Raw genomic sequence first — 17,083 nt, forward strand, 5'->3', positions numbered from 1 at the left:
TCTAAAATTTAATTAATATGATATTGTTAACTTTTAACATCCTGAATATTGAAGCTTCTGTGAAAAAAGAGGCTCAGATCTCCGATGAAGAAAGATTGAAAATTACAGAAGACAATACCAAAGCACTGTTAAGAATTTTAGATATTCATGACGTAAAAGCAAGTTTTTTTATAGAGATTTCTATTGCAGAAAAACTTAAAAATCTAATCAAAGCAATTTCATCCCAAGGGCATGAAATTGCTTTTTATAACAAGGGCTCCAATCTTCAGGAAATTGAAGAGGTGAAAAAAAGTATTCAGGAACTTCTGGAAAAACAGATCCGGGGAATCCGGCAGAAAGATCATAAAGAATCTCAGGAGAATCTGAAATCTCTGGAATTTAATTATATTTCCAATATCGACAATGCGGATATTCTTTTTCCGTTCAAAAGACTGGAAAGGGATACCGAGATCACGGAAGAAGACGGACTGAGCGTCGTTCCGGAAAGTATCTCTCCTTACAGCCAGCTGCCGTATAATGATTTTGTGTTTCAAATCCTGCCAATGAAGTATTATCAGAACATGGTATTTGAAACCCTGAAGAAGGATGATTTTGTTCTGATCTATCTTAATTCCTGGCAGTTTACCGATTTTAATAAATATCGGTTTGATATCCCGTTTTACAGGAGCTTGTTTTCGGGCAAAAAAATGGAGGACAAACTAGATGCCCTCCTTACCTGGATCAACGAGAAAGAGCTGGCTACTTCCCGGATGAAAGATTATATATTTTAGTAATACAATCAGTAATTATAAAGATAGCTCAGAAAGAGCTGGAGATTATTTCGGCTAATTCCAAGGCACAGCTTTACTGCTTGTTGTATTTTGATGTAAAAAATGATTATTATAAATTATTTTAAATGATTTTTTTTATCACTTGGTGGTTTTTAATTCATGTTTGCTTTCAGAGCTCAGAAGCTGTACATAATTGAATTTAAGGCTTTTTATATCTGTTTTTTGAAATTAATAAGGGGTCCTGAAGTAAGTAGGAGAGCAAGAGATAAAAAGCTATCTAATTACTCTGTTTAGCCCCCCTCTTTTTTTAAAAAACCTTACATCAGTATCCTGCTAGCTCAGCTCAAAAAGTGTAATTTCCGGCAAAACACCTACTCTTCCCGGATAGCCAAGGACTCCGAATCCTCTGTTAACGTAAAGCATTTTTCCTTCACTTTCATATAAATCTGCCCATTTGGGGTAACGGTATTGTACCGGAGACCATTTTACATTTTTCAGATCAAGTCCGAACTGCATTCCGTGGGTGTGTCCGGAAAGAGTTAAATAAATGTTTCCGGGGTGTTTTTTCACGACGTAATCAAAATGGGTAGGATCATGGCTCATAAGGATCTTCGGAGCGGATTCCGGAACTCCTTTTAAGGCCTCGTCAATTTTTCCGAATTGAGGGAAAGGTTTTAATCCCCAGTTTTCAACCCCGAGGATGTATAGTTTTTCACCATTTCTTTCAATGATTCTGTTTTCGTTTCTCAGCATATCAAATCCAGCCTGTTTTTCATAATCGATAAGAGTATCGAGATTTTTCTTTTTAGCATCCAGAGAGGTCCAGGTTACATAATCACCATAATCATGATTTCCTAATACGGCCAACTTTCCGTCTTTGGCTTTGATTTTTGAAAATAACGGAATGAAAGGTTTGAACTCATCGGCTACATTATTGACCATATCTCCGGTAAAAAGAACAAGATCAGGTTTCTGTTCATTGATCAGGTCTACAGCATGTTGCAGTTTGCTTGGATCTGGAAAGCTTCCGCTGTGAACGTCAGAGATCTGAATGACTTTGTATCCTTTGAAACTTTTGCCCAATCCCGGGATTTTCACTTTGATTTTTCTTACCTTATGTCTGTATTTCCCGAAAGTAATTCCATCAATAAAAAGTGCTGAAAGTACACCTCCGAGACCTAGTCCTACCAGGCTCAGGAATTTTCTTCTCTCAGGGAAAAAGTTTTCTTTAGGCTGTGTTAGGCCTACTAAATAGCTTCCGGTTCTGAAAATATCATCAATCAGCAAAAACAGGACAATGAAAATTTTCGGAAGAATAAAGATCAGGAATAGAGAGATGGCGATCTGGGCTCTCAGGGAAGTTCTGTCTGCCTTTTGGAAATGAGAAATTTCGTAGGCGAAAAATCCGTAAACAGCTAAAGACACGACCCAATATCCGAGCCGTACCCAGAAATTATCGGTTAAGGTTCTTATTGCCTGATAAATATAAACTTCCAAAATAAAGAAGATACCGGCAACAATTAAAAAATTTTTCATGATCAGATCTAAAAAAAGCACAAAAGAAGACTTCCTTTTGTGCTTTTATATTTTTTAATTAAAATTAGTATTAAGGAAATCTGTAAACGATAGCATTGATGTTCATTCCGGCGCCTACCGAAGTCATCACAATGTTACCATTATCTTTAAACGATTGACCCTCCATTTTTCCTTTAATTATTAAATCATACATGGTGGGAATTGTTGCAACTGACGTATTTCCAAGGTCTTGGATTGTCATAGGAGAGATTGAATGGTCGTAATCTTTGATGTCATAAAGCTTGTGAAGCCTTTCAATCATGGCGTAATCCATTTTGGCATTAGCCTGGTGGATCAGGATTTTATCGATGTCTTCAATAGAAAGTCCGGCTTCATCAATGGTTTCTTTGATGGCTACAGGAACATTTTTAAGAGCATATTCATAAATTTTTCTTCCCTGCATTCTTACGAAAATGCGGTTCTGATCAGCGTCTTTGTTGATAGATGGTCCGTTGGCCAGGTAATTCAGTTCAATACCATTATCACAGATTGTGTTGTGAGAAATGATTCCTACATTTTCGTCATCAGTAGCTTTTACTACTACAGCACCTGCACCGTCTGCAAAGATCATTCTGTTTCTGTCGTACGGATCAGTTACTCTGCTTAATGTTTCACCTCCAATGACAAGGATAGTTTTTGCTGTTTTAGCTTTGATTAAATTATCTGCCAAAATCATTGCTTCCACCCATCCCGGGCATCCGAAAAGCATATCATAGGTAACGCATTTTCTGTTTTTGATGCCTAGCTTGTTCTTCACTCTTGCTGCCATTGTCGGCATAAAATCTGCATAGCCGTTTTGAGTTACTTCCCCAAAATTACTTGCATAAATGATATAATCGAGTTCTTCACCATCTATTTTTGCGTTTTCAATAGCGAGTTTAGCAGCTTCATAACCGATTTGTGAGTTGGAAAGATCGTCCTCAATAAATCTTCTGTTTTCTATTTCTGTGATTTCTACAAACTTGGCAATAGTTTCTTCCGCAGGCTTTTCAATCTTCACCCCGTCTTCCGTATAGAACTCAGAATCCATGAAATAGTCTCTACCAATAACTCTGTTAGGAATATAGGATCCGGAACCAATAATGATCGTATTCGGCATTCGTTTATATGATTTTTTTAAAGATGCAAAGTTAATAATTAATATTAATAACGGAGAATTAAAAATATTATTAAATTTGCAAAAATTGTACTTTACAATCTATGAAAAACAATCCGTCCTTAAAAGGCTTACTTATTGCAGCTGTGGCGTTTATCGTTGCCTTTGGGATCTACTTCCTTTTTTTAGCTAAGAAGAATTATTATGTCGTAGATAATCCTACCCCCAATACGTATTATTTTAAAATCAATAACGGTTCCGAAGGTATTATCTCTGCCGGGCAGTCTGTGCATGTTGATCTGAATAAAGGAAAAAACTCTATCAAAGTTTTTGACCAGAATAAAAAAATGCTCTATGATTCCGCATTTGAAGTGAATAAAATTCGTGGTCTGCTTAATATTGCGCACCAGGATTATTACGTCAATGATCAGTATTACGGATATAACCTTAAAAAGGATTCACTGCTTATGCAGTTGGGCAAGACAACCATTGATGGTAAAGAGTATTTCGGAGGAGCTAAGCATTTTAACAGGCTGTTTACGGATGATTTTTATTACAATGTGGACGAAGATTATGATAAACTGATCAAAAATATCCAGAAAGTGGAATCCAGATCGAAAATCTTCAGAAAACAGGATTACCTTAATTATTATAAAGAATATTACAAGTTTTAAGTTTTGACAAAAGATATTACCAAAGTTACTCCCTATAATTCCGAGGCTACAAAGAAGAGCCAGGTAGAGGATATGTTCGACAATATTGCACCGAAGTATGACCTTCTGAATCATGTTTTATCTATGAAAATTGATGTTTTGTGGAGAAATACATTGGTGAAAATGATGAAAAATGACAGTCCCCAGGAAGTGCTGGATGTGGCTACAGGAACGGGAGATCTGGCGATCACCATCGAAAAAGGAACCGGTGCAAAAGTAATTGGTTTGGATTTATCACAACAAATGCTAAATGTTGGCGTTATTAAAATAAAAAAACTTAAATTAGACGGCAAAATTTCCATGCAAAAAGGAGATGCGGAAAATTTACCTTTCGAGGACAATAGATTCGATGCTGTTTCCGTTGCATTTGGAGTGAGGAATTTTGAAAACCTTACCAAAGGTTTGGCAGAATTAAGAAGAGTAGTTAAAGATAACAAGAGTGTTTATATACTGGAGTTTTCAAAGGTTGAGGGGTTCTTAGGACCATTTTATATGTTTTATTTCAAAAATATATTACCTGCCATTGGCAGATTGGTTTCCAAAGATAATAGGGCATATACATACCTTCCGGATTCTGTAAATGCTTTTCCTTTCGGGGAGAAGATGAAACAAATTCTTTTAGATACAGGATTTAAGAAAGTAGAATATAAAAAACTAAGTTTAGGTATAGCCACAATTTATAAAGCAACAAAGTAACCTATGAATAAATTTTTATTAAGAGCACTGGTTTTAGCCTCAGTAAATATCGCTGTTTTCGCAGATGCGCAATTCAGAACCCGAAACAGAATGGATAAGTTGGAAGACTTTGACGAACAGAAATTCAGTTGGGGTTTTTACTTGAATGGCAACAGACTGGACTACCGTATCGTTCTTCACCCAAGATATGGTATGAATGGAAATCAGAATCTTGTTACATCTAAAGAAAGTTACAGTTTCGGTGCGGGTCTTATCGCCAAATGGAGACTGAACGATTATTTGGATTTAAGATTAGAACCAGGCTTACAATTTGCTCAGAGGCAGTTGATCTTTGAAACGCAGTCTAATGACCAGTATGCAGCTGGAACTTTAACAAACCCTGCGTTTATGCCTTTTCCTTTAACGGATAAAGACAAAACAAGAGAGATTAAATCTACTTTGGTAGACGTTCCTGTACTATTGGAGCTTCACGGTCAGAGATGGTATAACTCAAGACCTTATATCGCTGCGGGGGTTAACTATATTGTAAACCTTCAGTCTAACTCTACTTCGGAAGATGACAATATGCAGCAGGTATTCAGATCAACCACGCATAACTTTGCATGGTCTGCTGAAATGGGAATTCAGTTCTATTTTAATAAATTTAAACTGACTCCTGCCGTGAGAGGAACATTCTTTATGAATAACGAGAAAGTGGCAGATAATGCCAATACACCTCCATACTGGGCTACTGCAATGTCTACTCTTCAGACAAGAGCAATAATGTTCGTGTTGAAGTTTGAGTAAAAAATACTTTATAAAAAATATATAAGGAGATGCTTCTGCATCTCCTTTTTTGTGAACAGATCAAAATATTGGGACATTTATTTTTGTTACTGTTAATATTTTGTTATTTTTGCTATTAGTTAGAATATACAAAACCTGAAATGCTTCAAGATTTAGAAAACAATTTTTCAGAATTAGAAAAAAAGATTTTGAATTTACAAAAGAATTATAAAAATCTTGCTGAAAAATTATCAGAATTAAATACTGAGCATGAAGAACTGAAAAAGAGATACGACGAGGAGAGGAGGAAAAATCAGGTATTAGCAGAAGAACAAAAAAATATAAAACTTTATTCAGCAATATCAGGAAATCCGGAACATAACAGGCTGATGAAAAATCATATCAACAGACTGGTGAAGGAAATAGATTTCTGTATTGCACAGCTTCAAAACAGTGGATTATAATGGAGGTAAGAAGAATAACCGTAAACATTGCAGGAAGAGTGTATCCGCTGAACGTACCGGCCGCAGAGGAAGAAACCTTGCGTAAGGTAGGGAAGCAGATTGAAAATATGATTAAAGATTTTGAACAGAATTTCGATGTAAGAGATAAACAGGATGCTCTGGCTATGTGCGCCCTTAAATTAGGAACCAATGCCGAAGTGGTATCTCTTAACTACGATAAAAATATAAATTCTACCAATGAAAGATTAATAAAGATTAATCAGTCGTTGGATGAAATCGGGAAATAGATTTTTTTTCCTGGAAAAGACTGCCTACAATAATTCTAACACATTAAAGGTAAACTCAACGCTAAACAATTACCGAACAAATGTCCGCTGAATGGCGTGCCGGTTCGTCCGGATTACAGACAGCAGAAATCAGTTCAAATCGTGTTGATTAGGAGTTTACTCTCAATCTCTGGATTATTGTGGGCTTTTTTTATTTAGATATGAAGACAATTAAAACTCAATATATATTATGACAGCAGCCATTATAGCCGGCGTTATTTGCTTAGTTATCGGGGCAGTACTAGGGATGTTTTTCTCTAGAAGCTCACTGAATACTAAGGCAAAATTTATTATAGATGATGCAAAGAAAAATGCCGAAAACCTTATAGAAAAAGCAAACGTTCAAGCTGAATCCATAAAGAAAGAAAAGAATCTTCAGGCCAAAGAAAAATTCTTGGAACTGAAATCACAGCATGATGCAGACATCCAGTCCCGCGAAAAGAAAATGCAGGAAGTAGAAAAAAGGACTAAAGACAAAGAGCACAAGCTGAATGACGAATTAAGCAAGACAGGAAAACTTGAAAAAGACCTTGACAAGCAGATCGCAGATTATGCTAAGAAAAATGAAATCTTAGACAGAAAACAGCAGGAACTGGATATAGCAACCGCTAAAAAAGTGGAAATCCTTGAAAAAATATCCAATTACACCGCAGAAGAAGCTAAAGCAGAATTGGTAGAAACCATGAAAGCTGAGGCTAAAACAAGAGCTCAGGCACACGTTCAGGGAATCATGGAGGAAGCTCAGATGAACGCCAAGAACGAAGCCAGAAAAATTGTTATCCAGACGATTCAGAGAATCGGAACCGAGCAGGCTATCGAAAATTCAGTATCTGTTTTCAACATTGAATCTGATGAAGTAAAAGGTAGAATTATCGGTAGAGAAGGTAGAAATATCCGAGCTTTAGAAGCAGTAACAGGTGTAGAAATTATTGTTGATGATACCCCTGAAGCCATCCTTCTTTCATGTTTCGATCCGGTAAGAAGAGAGATTGCAAGATTATCCCTTCACAGACTGGTAACGGATGGAAGAATCCACCCGGCAAGAATTGAAGAAGTGGTGGAAAAAACAAGAAAACAAATCGAGGAAGAAATTATTGAAGTAGGAAAAAGAACCATTATTGATTTGGGAATCCATGGATTACATCCTGAATTGATCAAGATTGTAGGTAGAATGAAATACCGTTCTTCTTACGGACAAAACTTACTTCAGCACTCAAGAGAAGTAGCGAATATTGCTGCAACTATGGCTGCGGAACTAGGACTAAACGTAAAATTAGCCAAAAGAGCAGGTCTTTTACATGATATTGGTAAAGTTCCTGAGCAGGAATCTGAATTACCGCATGCTTTATTAGGAATGCAGTGGGCTGAGAAATACGGAGAAAATCCAGAGGTTGTCAACGCAATCGGAGCTCACCACGATGAAATTGAAATGAAATCTCTGTTATCACCAATCATCCAGGTAGCTGATGCGATTTCAGGAGCAAGACCGGGAGCAAGAAGACAGGTATTGGAATCTTATATCCAGAGACTGAAAGACCTTGAGTCTGCAGCATTAAGCTTTGACGGTGTATCCAGCGCTTATGCAATCCAGGCAGGTAGAGAACTGAGAGTAATGGTAGAAAGCGGAAAAGTGAACGATGAAGTAGCTTCTCAGTTATCTTACGATATCTCAGAAAAGATCCAGAACGAACTTACTTACCCTGGACAGGTGAAAGTAACCGTAATCAGAGAAACAAGAGCTGTGAATATTGCAAGATAATAACAGATCAAGATATTTTATAAAAACCTTTCAAGAAATTGAAAGGTTTTTTATTTTTATCAAAACTTAAAAATGCAAGAACTGTCTTTGTCTTCAAAACTGAAATACATTTTTTCTATTCCCGTCATTATTTCTGCTTTGGGATATTTCGTAGATATTTATGACCTGCTGCTATTCGGGATTGTGAGAATTCCCAGTTTAAAAGCACTGGGTCTTAATCCGGATACCGATGGAACTTTTATCCTGAACTGTCAAATGGTAGGGCTTCTTATCGGAGGGGTTTTCTGGGGAATTTTTGGAGATAAAAAAGGAAGGCTTTCTGTGCTTTTTGGTTCTATTTTGGTCTATTCCCTGGCGAATATAGCCTGTGGATTTCTACCTTACTTTCCTAAAGAGCATTTGGTGTATCAATATGCCGGGTTAAGGTTTATTGCGGGTATCGGACTGGCTGGAGAGCTGGGAGCGGGAATTACCCTTGTTTCTGAAAGCCTGCCGAAGAATCTCAGAGCAATTGGTACCTCAGTTGTGGCTGGTTTTGGTCTCATGGGGGCAGTAGTGGCTCAATTGACTGTAGAACTGGCCGGAGGGTGGAATATTTCCTACATTATCGGTGGTATCATGGGAATTTTGCTGCTGCTGTTAAGGATCAGTGTTTCAGAATCAGGAATTTATAAGAATATTGAACATAAAAATGTCTCGAAAGGAAATTTTCTTTCTTTTTTTACCCATAAAGACCGTCTGATCAGGTACCTGAAATGCATAGCAATAGGGTTGCCTACCTGGTACTGTATAGGTATTCTTGCTGTTTTAGCCAATCAGTTTGCTCCTGAGTTCGGAATAAAAGATATTAGCCCCGGAAAAGCAATTATGTGGGCTTATGTTGGGATTTCTGTTGGCGATCTGATGAGCGGCTTTATCTCTCATGCCTTGAAATCACGTAAAATGGCCATATTTTATATGCTGCTTTTCACGGTGGTTGGAGTAGGGATCATGCTGTTTGGAAATACTGAGACAGAAACCAAATATTATATCTTCTGCGTATGGCTGGGATTAGGAACCGGGTATTGGGCGATGTTCGTTACTCTGGCGGCAGAACAGTTCGGAACCAATATCAGAAATACAGCAACCACAACCGTGCCTAATATGGTAAGAGGCTTGGTGCCGGTAATGATTCTGGCCTTTGATCTTTTAAAGAATAATTTTACGGTAATAATAAGTGCGGCTATAGTAGGAGTTGTTGTTTTTGGACTTGCATTTTATTCTTCATTGACAATTTCTGAGACACATAATAAAAATCTAGAATTTATAGAATAATTTATTCAGTTTAAAAGCTATATTTTTAAAATTTGTTATAATTTTTTATAATTTGTGTAGTAAATTAAACATATGGTTATTGTGAATGCTTATTATTGGTTTAATCAATGCGAATTTTATTGTTTTGTGTTTATGATTATTTAGTTTTGAAATGTAATAAAAAACAAATATTAATCTTAAAGCAAAATTATTATGAAAAATGCGAAGAAACTAAAAGCAGCAGATTTGAAAAACATTAAAGGAGGAGCAAGTGGAACTCCAGATTTATCTAAGTGTTATTGCGTTTGTGGAGGAGTTGTAGGTGGTCCGGAATATTGTGCTGACTATGTGAGTTGCCCACTAGACTTCTAATCATTATTCTCATGTAGCGATTGAAAGCTATCCAGATGGAATAGTATTATCAAATTTTATTTGCAAATAGCCTTTCGGAATTTCCGGGAGGCTATTTTATTTTAATCTTTTGTGCGCGTCACGGTTTGTTGTGAAAATCGGAATTTAAAGCTGTATAAGTTTAAAATCAGTATATTATTGAGATTTACACTGAATTATGTTGCATGTGATTAATATTTGTTTAACTTTGAAAGACAACTGAATTATATTATTAATCTCCAACCTAAATCACAATCATTATGAAAAACGCTAAAAAACTAACAAAAACAGATCTTAAAAACATTGTAGGAGGAGTTGGCGGAGTAGCGACTCCCGATCTTTCAAAATGTGGCTGCAGCTGCACAGGAGCGGTAACAGGGCCAACCTACTGCATAAAGTATAAAAGATGTCTTCAGGTAATGACTTGCTGATATAAAAACATTTCATACAGTAAAACCTTTCAAGAAATTGGAAGGTTTTATTTTTAAAGCTGTCCGGGCTTTTCTTTACAGGGCAAAACGATAACTTTTTTAACTTTCATTTTAAAATAAAAATAAATATAAACACTTTTAAGAGCTTTAAAAAAGAAGTCCATTATCATTTTCTTGAACCATTATAATACACTGCTATTTTCAGATATCAAGGCTGTTGAAAGCATCAGGTAATAAAATTGTTTAATAAATATACCGGATTAGAAACTCTTTATTATATCAATAATACTAATGATATCAAGCTTTTATTAAATTTTATAATAAATTATGTTGCGAATAATTAATATTTGTTTAACTTTGGAAGGTAACTAAACTATATTATTAAATCTCAAAACTAAATCACAACCATTATGAAAAATGCTAAAAAACTAACAAAAACAGATCTTAAAAACATTGCAGGAGGAATAAGCGGAAAACCTGATTTATCTCTTTGCGGATGCAGTTGCTCAGGTTCTGTAACCGGACCATGGTACTGCGTGCAGTATATCGCCTGTACACAAGGATATAACTGTGGCGAGGCAGCAATGTAAGAATGATTTCAGTTAAGAAATAAACATTTCCACATTTAATATGCAAAAGCCTTTCGGATTTCCGGAAGGTTTTTGTGCTTTAAGCTTACAATAATAAGTCCGCTTCATCGAATCAACTGAGTTAATTCCTACCTTTGCCTACTGAAATAAGCAGTATTATAAATGTTTGCGTTCCAAAAAATAGGTGCAATTTGAATTAATTATAAGTTGATTATTTATCCGGAATAGAGATACTTTCCCATGCATTCCACTAAAAAATAATATAAAGCAAACTTCCTATGCTGATTACGATCCATAAGATAACAGCCATTGCCAATGGTTTAATTCCAATCGTTTTTAAAGTCTGTATCGAAAGAGTAGAACCAATAAAAAATAAAGTCAGATTCAGTCCGGATTTGGCGAGTGAAGTTATACTGCTGCTGAAACGTTCAAAGACAGGAAAATAAGTATTCAGAAGAATAGCAAGAACAAACCATCCGATAAACCATGGAATTTTAATTTTAGACTCATTGTTTTTGAAAATAAACATGGTAATCACAGAGACCGGAATAATCCATAGCGCACGGGCCAGCTTTACCGTTGTAGCAGTTTTTAAGGCTTCAAATCCGTATTTTCCGGCAGCACCCACTACAGAGCTGGTATCATGAATTCCTACTGCACACCACAATCCAAACTGCTCCTGTGAAAGATCAAGCATATGCCCGATAGCGGGATAGATAAATAAAGCGATAGAATTTAAAGTAAAAATGATGGCAAGCCCCAACGATATTTCTTTGCTATCTGGTCTTATGATAGGAGAGACGGCTGCAATGGCACTTCCTCCGCAGATTGCTGTTCCGGCGGAAATCAGATAAGAAAGTTTCTTCTCCAGCTTAAATACCCGTCCCAGAAAATATCCCAGTACCATAACGGTTATAATACTCATTACAGTTAAAAGAAAACCAGATTTCCCGGCTTGTAAAGCTTCATCAAGTTTAAGTCCGAAACCCAAGCCGACAATGGAAACCTGAAGAAGCAAATGAATATATTGATGAAGATGCTTCTCAAATGGATTTCCAATAAGAACAACTAAAACAAACCCGGATGCTAAAGCGATCGGTGAAGAAACCCATGGTGTGAGACAAAAAACAGCAAAAATGATAAAAATTATTTTACGTAACGCGTTGTTTTGGATGAAATCTTTCATATAACAAGTTTTGAAATCAGATCCCAAAATTCCGTAATTTAATATTATAAAGTAAATCGTATTTTGTTATAATGGATAACTTTTTATTATAACTAAAGGTGAAAGATGTTTTTGTTATACGAAGTTATGTTGTGTGTTTTAATTAGCTGGTAAATCTCAAAAACAATTTAATTAATTCTGATTGTTCCCCTTTGGGAAGGATGAAATGGAAATTTCTTTCGATGCTGAAGTTTTTAATATCAACTACTGTAAGGGTGTTGTTTTTCAGTTCATTGATGATGGTGCTGATAGACAGGAATGCCATAGAGTCTGAATGAAGAAGGTAATTTTTGATGCTTTCACTGCTTCCCAGCTGAATAACCGTATGAAGTTCTTCAATATCAACATCTTTTTCCTTTAATCGGTTTTGAATAAACTCCTGCGTTCCCGAGCCCTGTTCCCGGAAAATAAGATCCAGGCTGTAAAGATCCTTCAGGCTTAATGTCTTATGGGCTAAAGGATGATCAGATTTTGCAGCCAGCACAATTTCGTCAGCTTTAAACGGTTGGTAATCAAAAAAAGAAGACTGAGATTCTCCTTCAATGATACCAAGATCTATTTTACCTTCCTTTAAAAGATCAGAAATAATTTCAGTATTGTGAGCGATCAATTCGATCTTAATATCTTTGTAATAACTAATGAATTTGGCAAGAATTTCAGGAAGTACATACTGGGCAACGGTAGTACTGGCTCCAATAATGAGCTTTCCTTTGTGCTGTTCATTAATTTGGCTGATCTCAAATTCCAGGTCGCGGTAGATATTCCGGATCTTTTCAGCATATTCAAATAAAATTTTTCCACCTTGTGTAAGCTGAATAGAAGTCCCTTTTCGGTCAAACAGCTTTGTTCCCAGCTGGCTTTCAATCTCTTTAATGTGTTTGGTTACGGCAGGCTGGGAAATATGCAGCTCTTCTGAAGCCTTGGTAAAGCTCAGTCTGGAAGCTGTTGTATAGAAAACTTTTAATCTGTAATCAAACATCCTGTGGATTTATGGGGCAAACTTAAGGATTTTCCGGGAAAGAGACCGTGGAAATGGTCAATGGTGAATTGGCTTTGCCGTGAATTTTTACGCACAGCCCCAATTCACCATTGACTTACACAGCAAAATTCACCATTGACATTTCTACCACTTTTACAAAAACTCCGAAACAGACTTATCTTCCTGAGCTGCATACCTTCTGTTCTTAGCTTCTCCAATCTTCTGTTTCGTATAAATACTGTTATGCCCGGAAAGTAGGTAAGATACTACACAGGCAGTCGCTATATAAACTCCGGATTCAGCTCCGAAAAGTTCGATTCCCATCAACATACAGGCCAAGGGAGTATTAGTTGCTCCGGCAAAAACGGCAACAAACCCCATTCCGGCAAGCAGACCAAACGGCAGCGGAATAAAAAGAGACAAAGCGCTTCCTAAAGTGGCTCCGATAAAAAATAAGGGAGTTACTTCACCACCTTTGAATCCGGCAGAGAGTGTGATTATCGTCAATATCATCTTTAAAGCAAAATCATAAAGGGGAAGCTGCTTTTCGAAAGATTCTACAATAACCGGAACGCCAAGACCAACATATCTTGTAGTTCCCATAGCGAATACTGTTAAAGCGATAATAATACCTCCAATTACAGGGCGAAATGGAGGATATGTGATCTTTGATTTAAAAACCAAACCTGCCCAATGGATAACCCTGCTGAAAGCAGCAGCGCAGATTCCAAAAATAATACCAGCCAGAATACTATATAGAAAAGGCAGAAATTCCAGTTTGGGGATAATGTCGATATGATAATGAGTGTGTTTTACATTCCAGAGACTAGTAGCCCAATCAGCAAGAATAGCAGAAGCAAAAGCGGGAAAAATTGCATTATACCGAATTCTTCCGATCAGGAAAACTTCAAGCCCGAATACCGCTCCGGCGAGAGGGGTTCCGAAAACAGATCCAAAACCGGCAGCAATGGCAGCAATCAGCAGAATTTTTCGTTCATTCTTATCCAGTTTGAATGGTTTACTGAGCTGGTCGGCTATGGCTCCGGCCATCTGAAGAGCAGTTCCCTCACGGCCTGCTGATCCTCCAAAAAAATGAGTAGCAATAGTCCCCAGATAAACAAAAGGAGCCATTTTGAACGGAATAGTTTCTTTCGGATCATGGATGCTGTCAATCAGCAAATTGTTTCCGGCCTCAACATCTTTTCCGAAATAATAATATAAAAGCCCGATTAAAAAACCAGCCACAGGAAGCAGAGCAATCAGCCAAAGGTGATTTTCCCTGAAATGAGTTGCCCATTCCAAAGATTGAAGAAATCCCGCAGATGCTGTTCCCACAAGAACTCCAAGGATCATACTAATACACAGCCATTTTGCAAGATAAGGCAGCGCAGGATATTTTCTGAAGAAAAATTGCAGATGAAAAATTGCTTTTCTGTTAAATGTTCGTTGGTTTTTTGACATAATAATCCTGATAAGTTATTGTTAATAATCTCTTAATCAGGCGTCATCAGCTTTTGTAAAGCGGTTGGGTAAGGAAGAGCACCATTTCCTTTTTTGATACTGCAAATATAGGAATTAAGATTACAAGATAAAAGATCTTACCGTTATGTTTAGTATATAGGATAGTGTATTGCTTTATCTATTTCAATAGGATTGTTGTACTTTCTGATAACCTCCTGCATGCTTTTCGTTTGGGTATTCAGTTCATCAACTGTACGGATTTCTTTTCCGTTGATATTGATTTTCAGATCAGTGTTGGTTTTACTGAAATTATTTCGTTCAAAAGCAAACGGATCATTATAAAACTCCATAGTAAGCTTGTATTTCTGCTTTTCACTGATAGGAACCGCCTTATTTCCGAAATTAGATTCTACAAAATTCTGAGTAGAATAAACTTCCGATAGTTTTTGACTTTTAACAAGAGTATAAATAAAGTTATCCTTACCATCTGACAGTTCAAAGATCAGTCCCGGCAGACCCCGGAACTTAAAAGGTCCTTCATTGAAAGGAATGTCTTTACAGAACCACGCGGTCCAGCTTCTGCCTCCGAATTTCGCAACGGCTTTTTGTAAAGTATAGTTTTCAACCTTTTTGGTATCGTCAGAAATAATCCAATTTATTTTGTCGTTGGTTTTGAAAGAATAATATCCTTGTTTAATATTGAGGTAATTTTCATGCTCAAAAGAATTGATCTTTCTTTTCACGATCTGGCCGGACATGTCCGTATAACTGGAATTCATCCCGAACTTTTTATTTAAAGAGTCAGTAATAGCCAGATCCTGTCCATAGAACTTTACTTCTTTTGGAGTAATATCAAGGATCATATTCTGCTTCTCATGATGCTTTTCTGTAGAATCCATCTTATACTGTAACTGATAAATAAACCGATGTGTCTGGGCCTGAACCAAAGCCATAAGTAGTACAGCCGTAATCGTAAAAATATTTTTCATGGGTTATAAAAAATGCGGGGTTTCATTAAACTGTTTATCTAACTATTTTTATCTTCAATTTCATACACTGTTTACAAAAACGGTTTCATTTCGTCTTCTATCTGCGTTCTCAGGTCCATAAGCCGTTTAGCATACTGTTCCTGCTGCTTTTGTTCTTCCGTTTCAGGAACCCATTTGGGTACCGGCAGTTTTTTACCGTTTTCATCTACTGCTACAAAAACAATGATACAGTGTGTTTTTTTATCAAAAGTAGGTTGTTTAAGATTTCTTGAAAAAACATTGATGGCAATATGCATGCTTGATGATCCAGTATAGATCACCTGTGCATCTACTTTAACGACTTCTCCGATTTTGATGGGCTCGTAAAAACGGATTCCTCCTACATAAACCGTCACAGAATAGTTTCCGCTCCATGTCGTGGCGCATGCATAACCTGCCTGGTCAATCCACTTCATGACACTTCCACCGTGTACGTTTCCCCCGTAATTAACATCTGAGGGTTCCGAAATAAATTGAAAAGTAATAGGTTTGTTATCCATCTTTATAAAATTTGAATAAAGTTATTTAATAATTTTCAGAATCTTAGATTAAATCCTACTTTTGAGCAGCGAAACTTCAAATAAAGACCGAAATTTAACCAATAACAGATTAAAAAACAATGAAGAAAGTATTTTATCTTAATACATGCGATACCTGCAGAAAGATTTTAGCACAATTTGACCTTACAGATTGGGAACTTCGTGAGATCAAGAAAGAACCGATAACCAAAGAAGAGCTTGCGGAAATGCATAAAAAGACAAAATCATATGAAGCATTATTCAGCAAAAAATCTACGCAGATTAAAGCAAGAGAACTAGATGTAAAATCTTTGGGTGAGAAAGATTTTAAAGAACTGCTTCTGGATCATTATACCTTTTTGAAACGTCCGGTTTTCCTTACAGAAAAGGAAATTTTTGTTGGAAATGATAAGAAAAATATTGAAGCCCTGAAAGTATTCTTCGGAGTAGAGGAATAGCTCTTGTTCAGTATATAAAAAGTTTCGGCTCCGCTTTGCGGAGCCGAAACTTTTTATATTTAAAATACTACTCATCAGTATTTTAAAGTTTTATTCATATATTTAAAATACCAAAAATAGTAATATGAATAAAAACATTTTTAAAGCCCAAAAACTAGGCCGGCCAGCATTAAAAGAAATTAGCGGTGGTGGAAAAGTAATTGTAGTCAACTGCTATACGCTTTGTGGTGAAGCCGGAGGAGTAGTTTCAAATCATCCCGGAAGAGGGGATATGTGTACCCCGGACAGGTCACTCTGTTGCTATTGCAGATAATGAAAAATACAGAGATTGTAAAATTTACAGTCTCTTTTTTATTTGTTGATCAATAAAAACCGGAGATTTTTAAAGTCTAAGTGAACTTAAAATAATTTCCCACAGATTCCACAAATTTCACTGATGTTTGCGGATGTTTTTTCTCTCGCAAATTTAGCAGATGTTTATCTTTTGTGAACTTATAAATTCAAAGATATTAAGCTTAAAAATAGCATGAGTGCCAAAATCTTTTG

The 17,083-nt window shown here is 36.4% G+C and carries 19 protein-coding genes and 1 riboswitch; of the genes, 12 read left to right on the forward strand and 7 right to left on the reverse strand.

The window, feature by feature from the left end; genetic code table 11:
- Positions 1 to 17: 17 nt before the first annotated feature.
- Positions 18 to 770 (forward strand): polysaccharide deacetylase family protein, encoded by a 753-nt coding sequence (locus FW768_RS23095; RefSeq protein WP_153399637.1) that lies wholly within the window; start codon positions 18 to 20, stop codon positions 768 to 770.
- 333 nt (positions 771 to 1,103) lie between these two features.
- On the opposite strand, the gene FW768_RS23100 is transcribed toward FW768_RS23095, so the two are convergent.
- A complete protein-coding gene (locus FW768_RS23100) occupies positions 1,104 to 2,309 on the reverse strand; it encodes a metallophosphoesterase (protein WP_153400043.1) in 1,206 nt (401 codons plus the stop codon).
- A gap of 67 nt (positions 2,310 to 2,376) precedes the next feature.
- The gene (locus FW768_RS23105) at positions 2,377 to 3,444 is read right to left on the reverse strand and encodes a 3-oxoacyl-ACP synthase III family protein (RefSeq protein ID WP_153399640.1); all 1,068 of its coding nucleotides are present in this window, start codon (positions 3,442 to 3,444) and stop codon (positions 2,377 to 2,379) included.
- A 101-nt stretch (positions 3,445 to 3,545) separates the two neighbouring features.
- Here FW768_RS23105 and FW768_RS23110 point away from each other — a divergent pair, with 101 nt between their 5' ends.
- The 9 genes from FW768_RS23110 to FW768_RS23150 all read left to right on the forward strand — a co-directional run bounded on the left by FW768_RS23110 (position 3,546) and on the right by FW768_RS23150 (position 10,868).
- Entirely contained in the window at positions 3,546 to 4,115 is a 570-nt protein-coding gene (locus FW768_RS23110; RefSeq protein ID WP_153399641.1) for a hypothetical protein, read from the forward strand.
- 3 nt (positions 4,116 to 4,118) lie between these two features.
- Complete coding sequence (gene ubiE, locus FW768_RS23115; protein ID WP_062697040.1) at positions 4,119 to 4,850, forward strand: bifunctional demethylmenaquinone methyltransferase/2-methoxy-6-polyprenyl-1,4-benzoquinol methylase UbiE; 732 nt, start codon at positions 4,119 to 4,121, stop codon at positions 4,848 to 4,850.
- A gap of 3 nt (positions 4,851 to 4,853) precedes the next feature.
- The gene (gene porT, locus FW768_RS23120) at positions 4,854 to 5,636 is read left to right on the forward strand and encodes a type IX secretion/gliding motility protein PorT/SprT (RefSeq protein WP_153399643.1); all 783 of its coding nucleotides are present in this window, start codon (positions 4,854 to 4,856) and stop codon (positions 5,634 to 5,636) included.
- A 140-nt stretch (positions 5,637 to 5,776) separates the two neighbouring features.
- The gene (locus FW768_RS23125) at positions 5,777 to 6,079 is read left to right on the forward strand and encodes a hypothetical protein (RefSeq protein ID WP_062697042.1); all 303 of its coding nucleotides are present in this window, start codon (positions 5,777 to 5,779) and stop codon (positions 6,077 to 6,079) included.
- Positions 6,079 to 6,366: a cell division protein ZapA gene (locus FW768_RS23130; protein WP_153399644.1), complete on the forward strand. Its 288-nt coding sequence runs from the start codon at positions 6,079 to 6,081 to the stop codon at positions 6,364 to 6,366. The genes FW768_RS23125 and FW768_RS23130 overlap by 1 nt, the downstream gene beginning before the upstream one ends.
- A gap of 229 nt (positions 6,367 to 6,595) precedes the next feature.
- Entirely contained in the window at positions 6,596 to 8,164 is a 1,569-nt protein-coding gene (gene rny / locus FW768_RS23135; protein ID WP_153399646.1) for a ribonuclease Y, read from the forward strand.
- Between the two features lie 72 nt (positions 8,165 to 8,236).
- A complete protein-coding gene (locus FW768_RS23140; protein WP_153399648.1) occupies positions 8,237 to 9,478 on the forward strand; it encodes an MFS transporter in 1,242 nt (413 codons plus the stop codon).
- Between the two features lie 629 nt (positions 9,479 to 10,107).
- The gene (locus FW768_RS23145; protein ID WP_153399649.1) at positions 10,108 to 10,278 is read left to right on the forward strand and encodes a bacteriocin; all 171 of its coding nucleotides are present in this window, start codon (positions 10,108 to 10,110) and stop codon (positions 10,276 to 10,278) included.
- Positions 10,279 to 10,688: 410 nt separating this feature from the next.
- Positions 10,689 to 10,868 (forward strand): hypothetical protein, encoded by a 180-nt coding sequence (locus tag FW768_RS23150; RefSeq protein WP_153399650.1) that lies wholly within the window; start codon positions 10,689 to 10,691, stop codon positions 10,866 to 10,868.
- Between the two features lie 250 nt (positions 10,869 to 11,118).
- Here the strand turns inward: FW768_RS23150 and FW768_RS23155 are convergent, their stop codons facing one another.
- From FW768_RS23155 to FW768_RS23175, 5 genes are all read right to left on the reverse strand, one after another.
- Positions 11,119 to 12,054: a YeiH family protein gene (locus tag FW768_RS23155; protein WP_153399651.1), complete on the reverse strand. Its 936-nt coding sequence runs from the start codon at positions 12,052 to 12,054 to the stop codon at positions 11,119 to 11,121.
- Positions 12,055 to 12,196: 142 nt separating this feature from the next.
- Positions 12,197 to 13,072, reverse strand: coding sequence for a LysR family transcriptional regulator (locus FW768_RS23160; protein ID WP_153399653.1), 876 nt, complete (start codon positions 13,070 to 13,072; stop codon positions 12,197 to 12,199).
- Positions 13,073 to 13,225: 153 nt separating this feature from the next.
- Positions 13,226 to 14,533, reverse strand: a complete 1,308-nt coding sequence (locus tag FW768_RS23165) for a voltage-gated chloride channel family protein (RefSeq protein ID WP_185152034.1) — start codon at positions 14,531 to 14,533, stop codon at positions 13,226 to 13,228.
- 30 nt (positions 14,534 to 14,563) lie between these two features.
- Positions 14,564 to 14,631: riboswitch (Fluoride riboswitch) on the reverse strand.
- A 51-nt stretch (positions 14,632 to 14,682) separates the two neighbouring features.
- On the reverse strand, positions 14,683 to 15,522 hold the full coding sequence (locus FW768_RS23170; protein WP_153399656.1) for a GLPGLI family protein: 840 nt from the start codon (positions 15,520 to 15,522) through the stop codon (positions 14,683 to 14,685).
- Between the two features lie 71 nt (positions 15,523 to 15,593).
- A complete protein-coding gene (locus FW768_RS23175; protein WP_153399660.1) occupies positions 15,594 to 16,061 on the reverse strand; it encodes an acyl-CoA thioesterase in 468 nt (155 codons plus the stop codon).
- Positions 16,062 to 16,180: 119 nt separating this feature from the next.
- Between FW768_RS23175 and FW768_RS23180 the strand changes: the two genes are divergently transcribed.
- Together FW768_RS23180 and FW768_RS23185 are read left to right on the forward strand one after the other, a co-directional pair.
- Complete coding sequence (locus FW768_RS23180) at positions 16,181 to 16,537, forward strand: arsenate reductase family protein (RefSeq protein WP_153399664.1); 357 nt, start codon at positions 16,181 to 16,183, stop codon at positions 16,535 to 16,537.
- 124 nt (positions 16,538 to 16,661) lie between these two features.
- Positions 16,662 to 16,850, forward strand: coding sequence for a hypothetical protein (locus FW768_RS23185; RefSeq protein ID WP_153399665.1), 189 nt, complete (start codon positions 16,662 to 16,664; stop codon positions 16,848 to 16,850).
- Positions 16,851 to 17,083 lie beyond the last annotated feature (233 nt).

The organism is Chryseobacterium vaccae (genome assembly GCF_009602705.1).
GTDB lineage: Bacteria > Bacteroidota > Bacteroidia > Flavobacteriales > Weeksellaceae > Chryseobacterium > Chryseobacterium vaccae.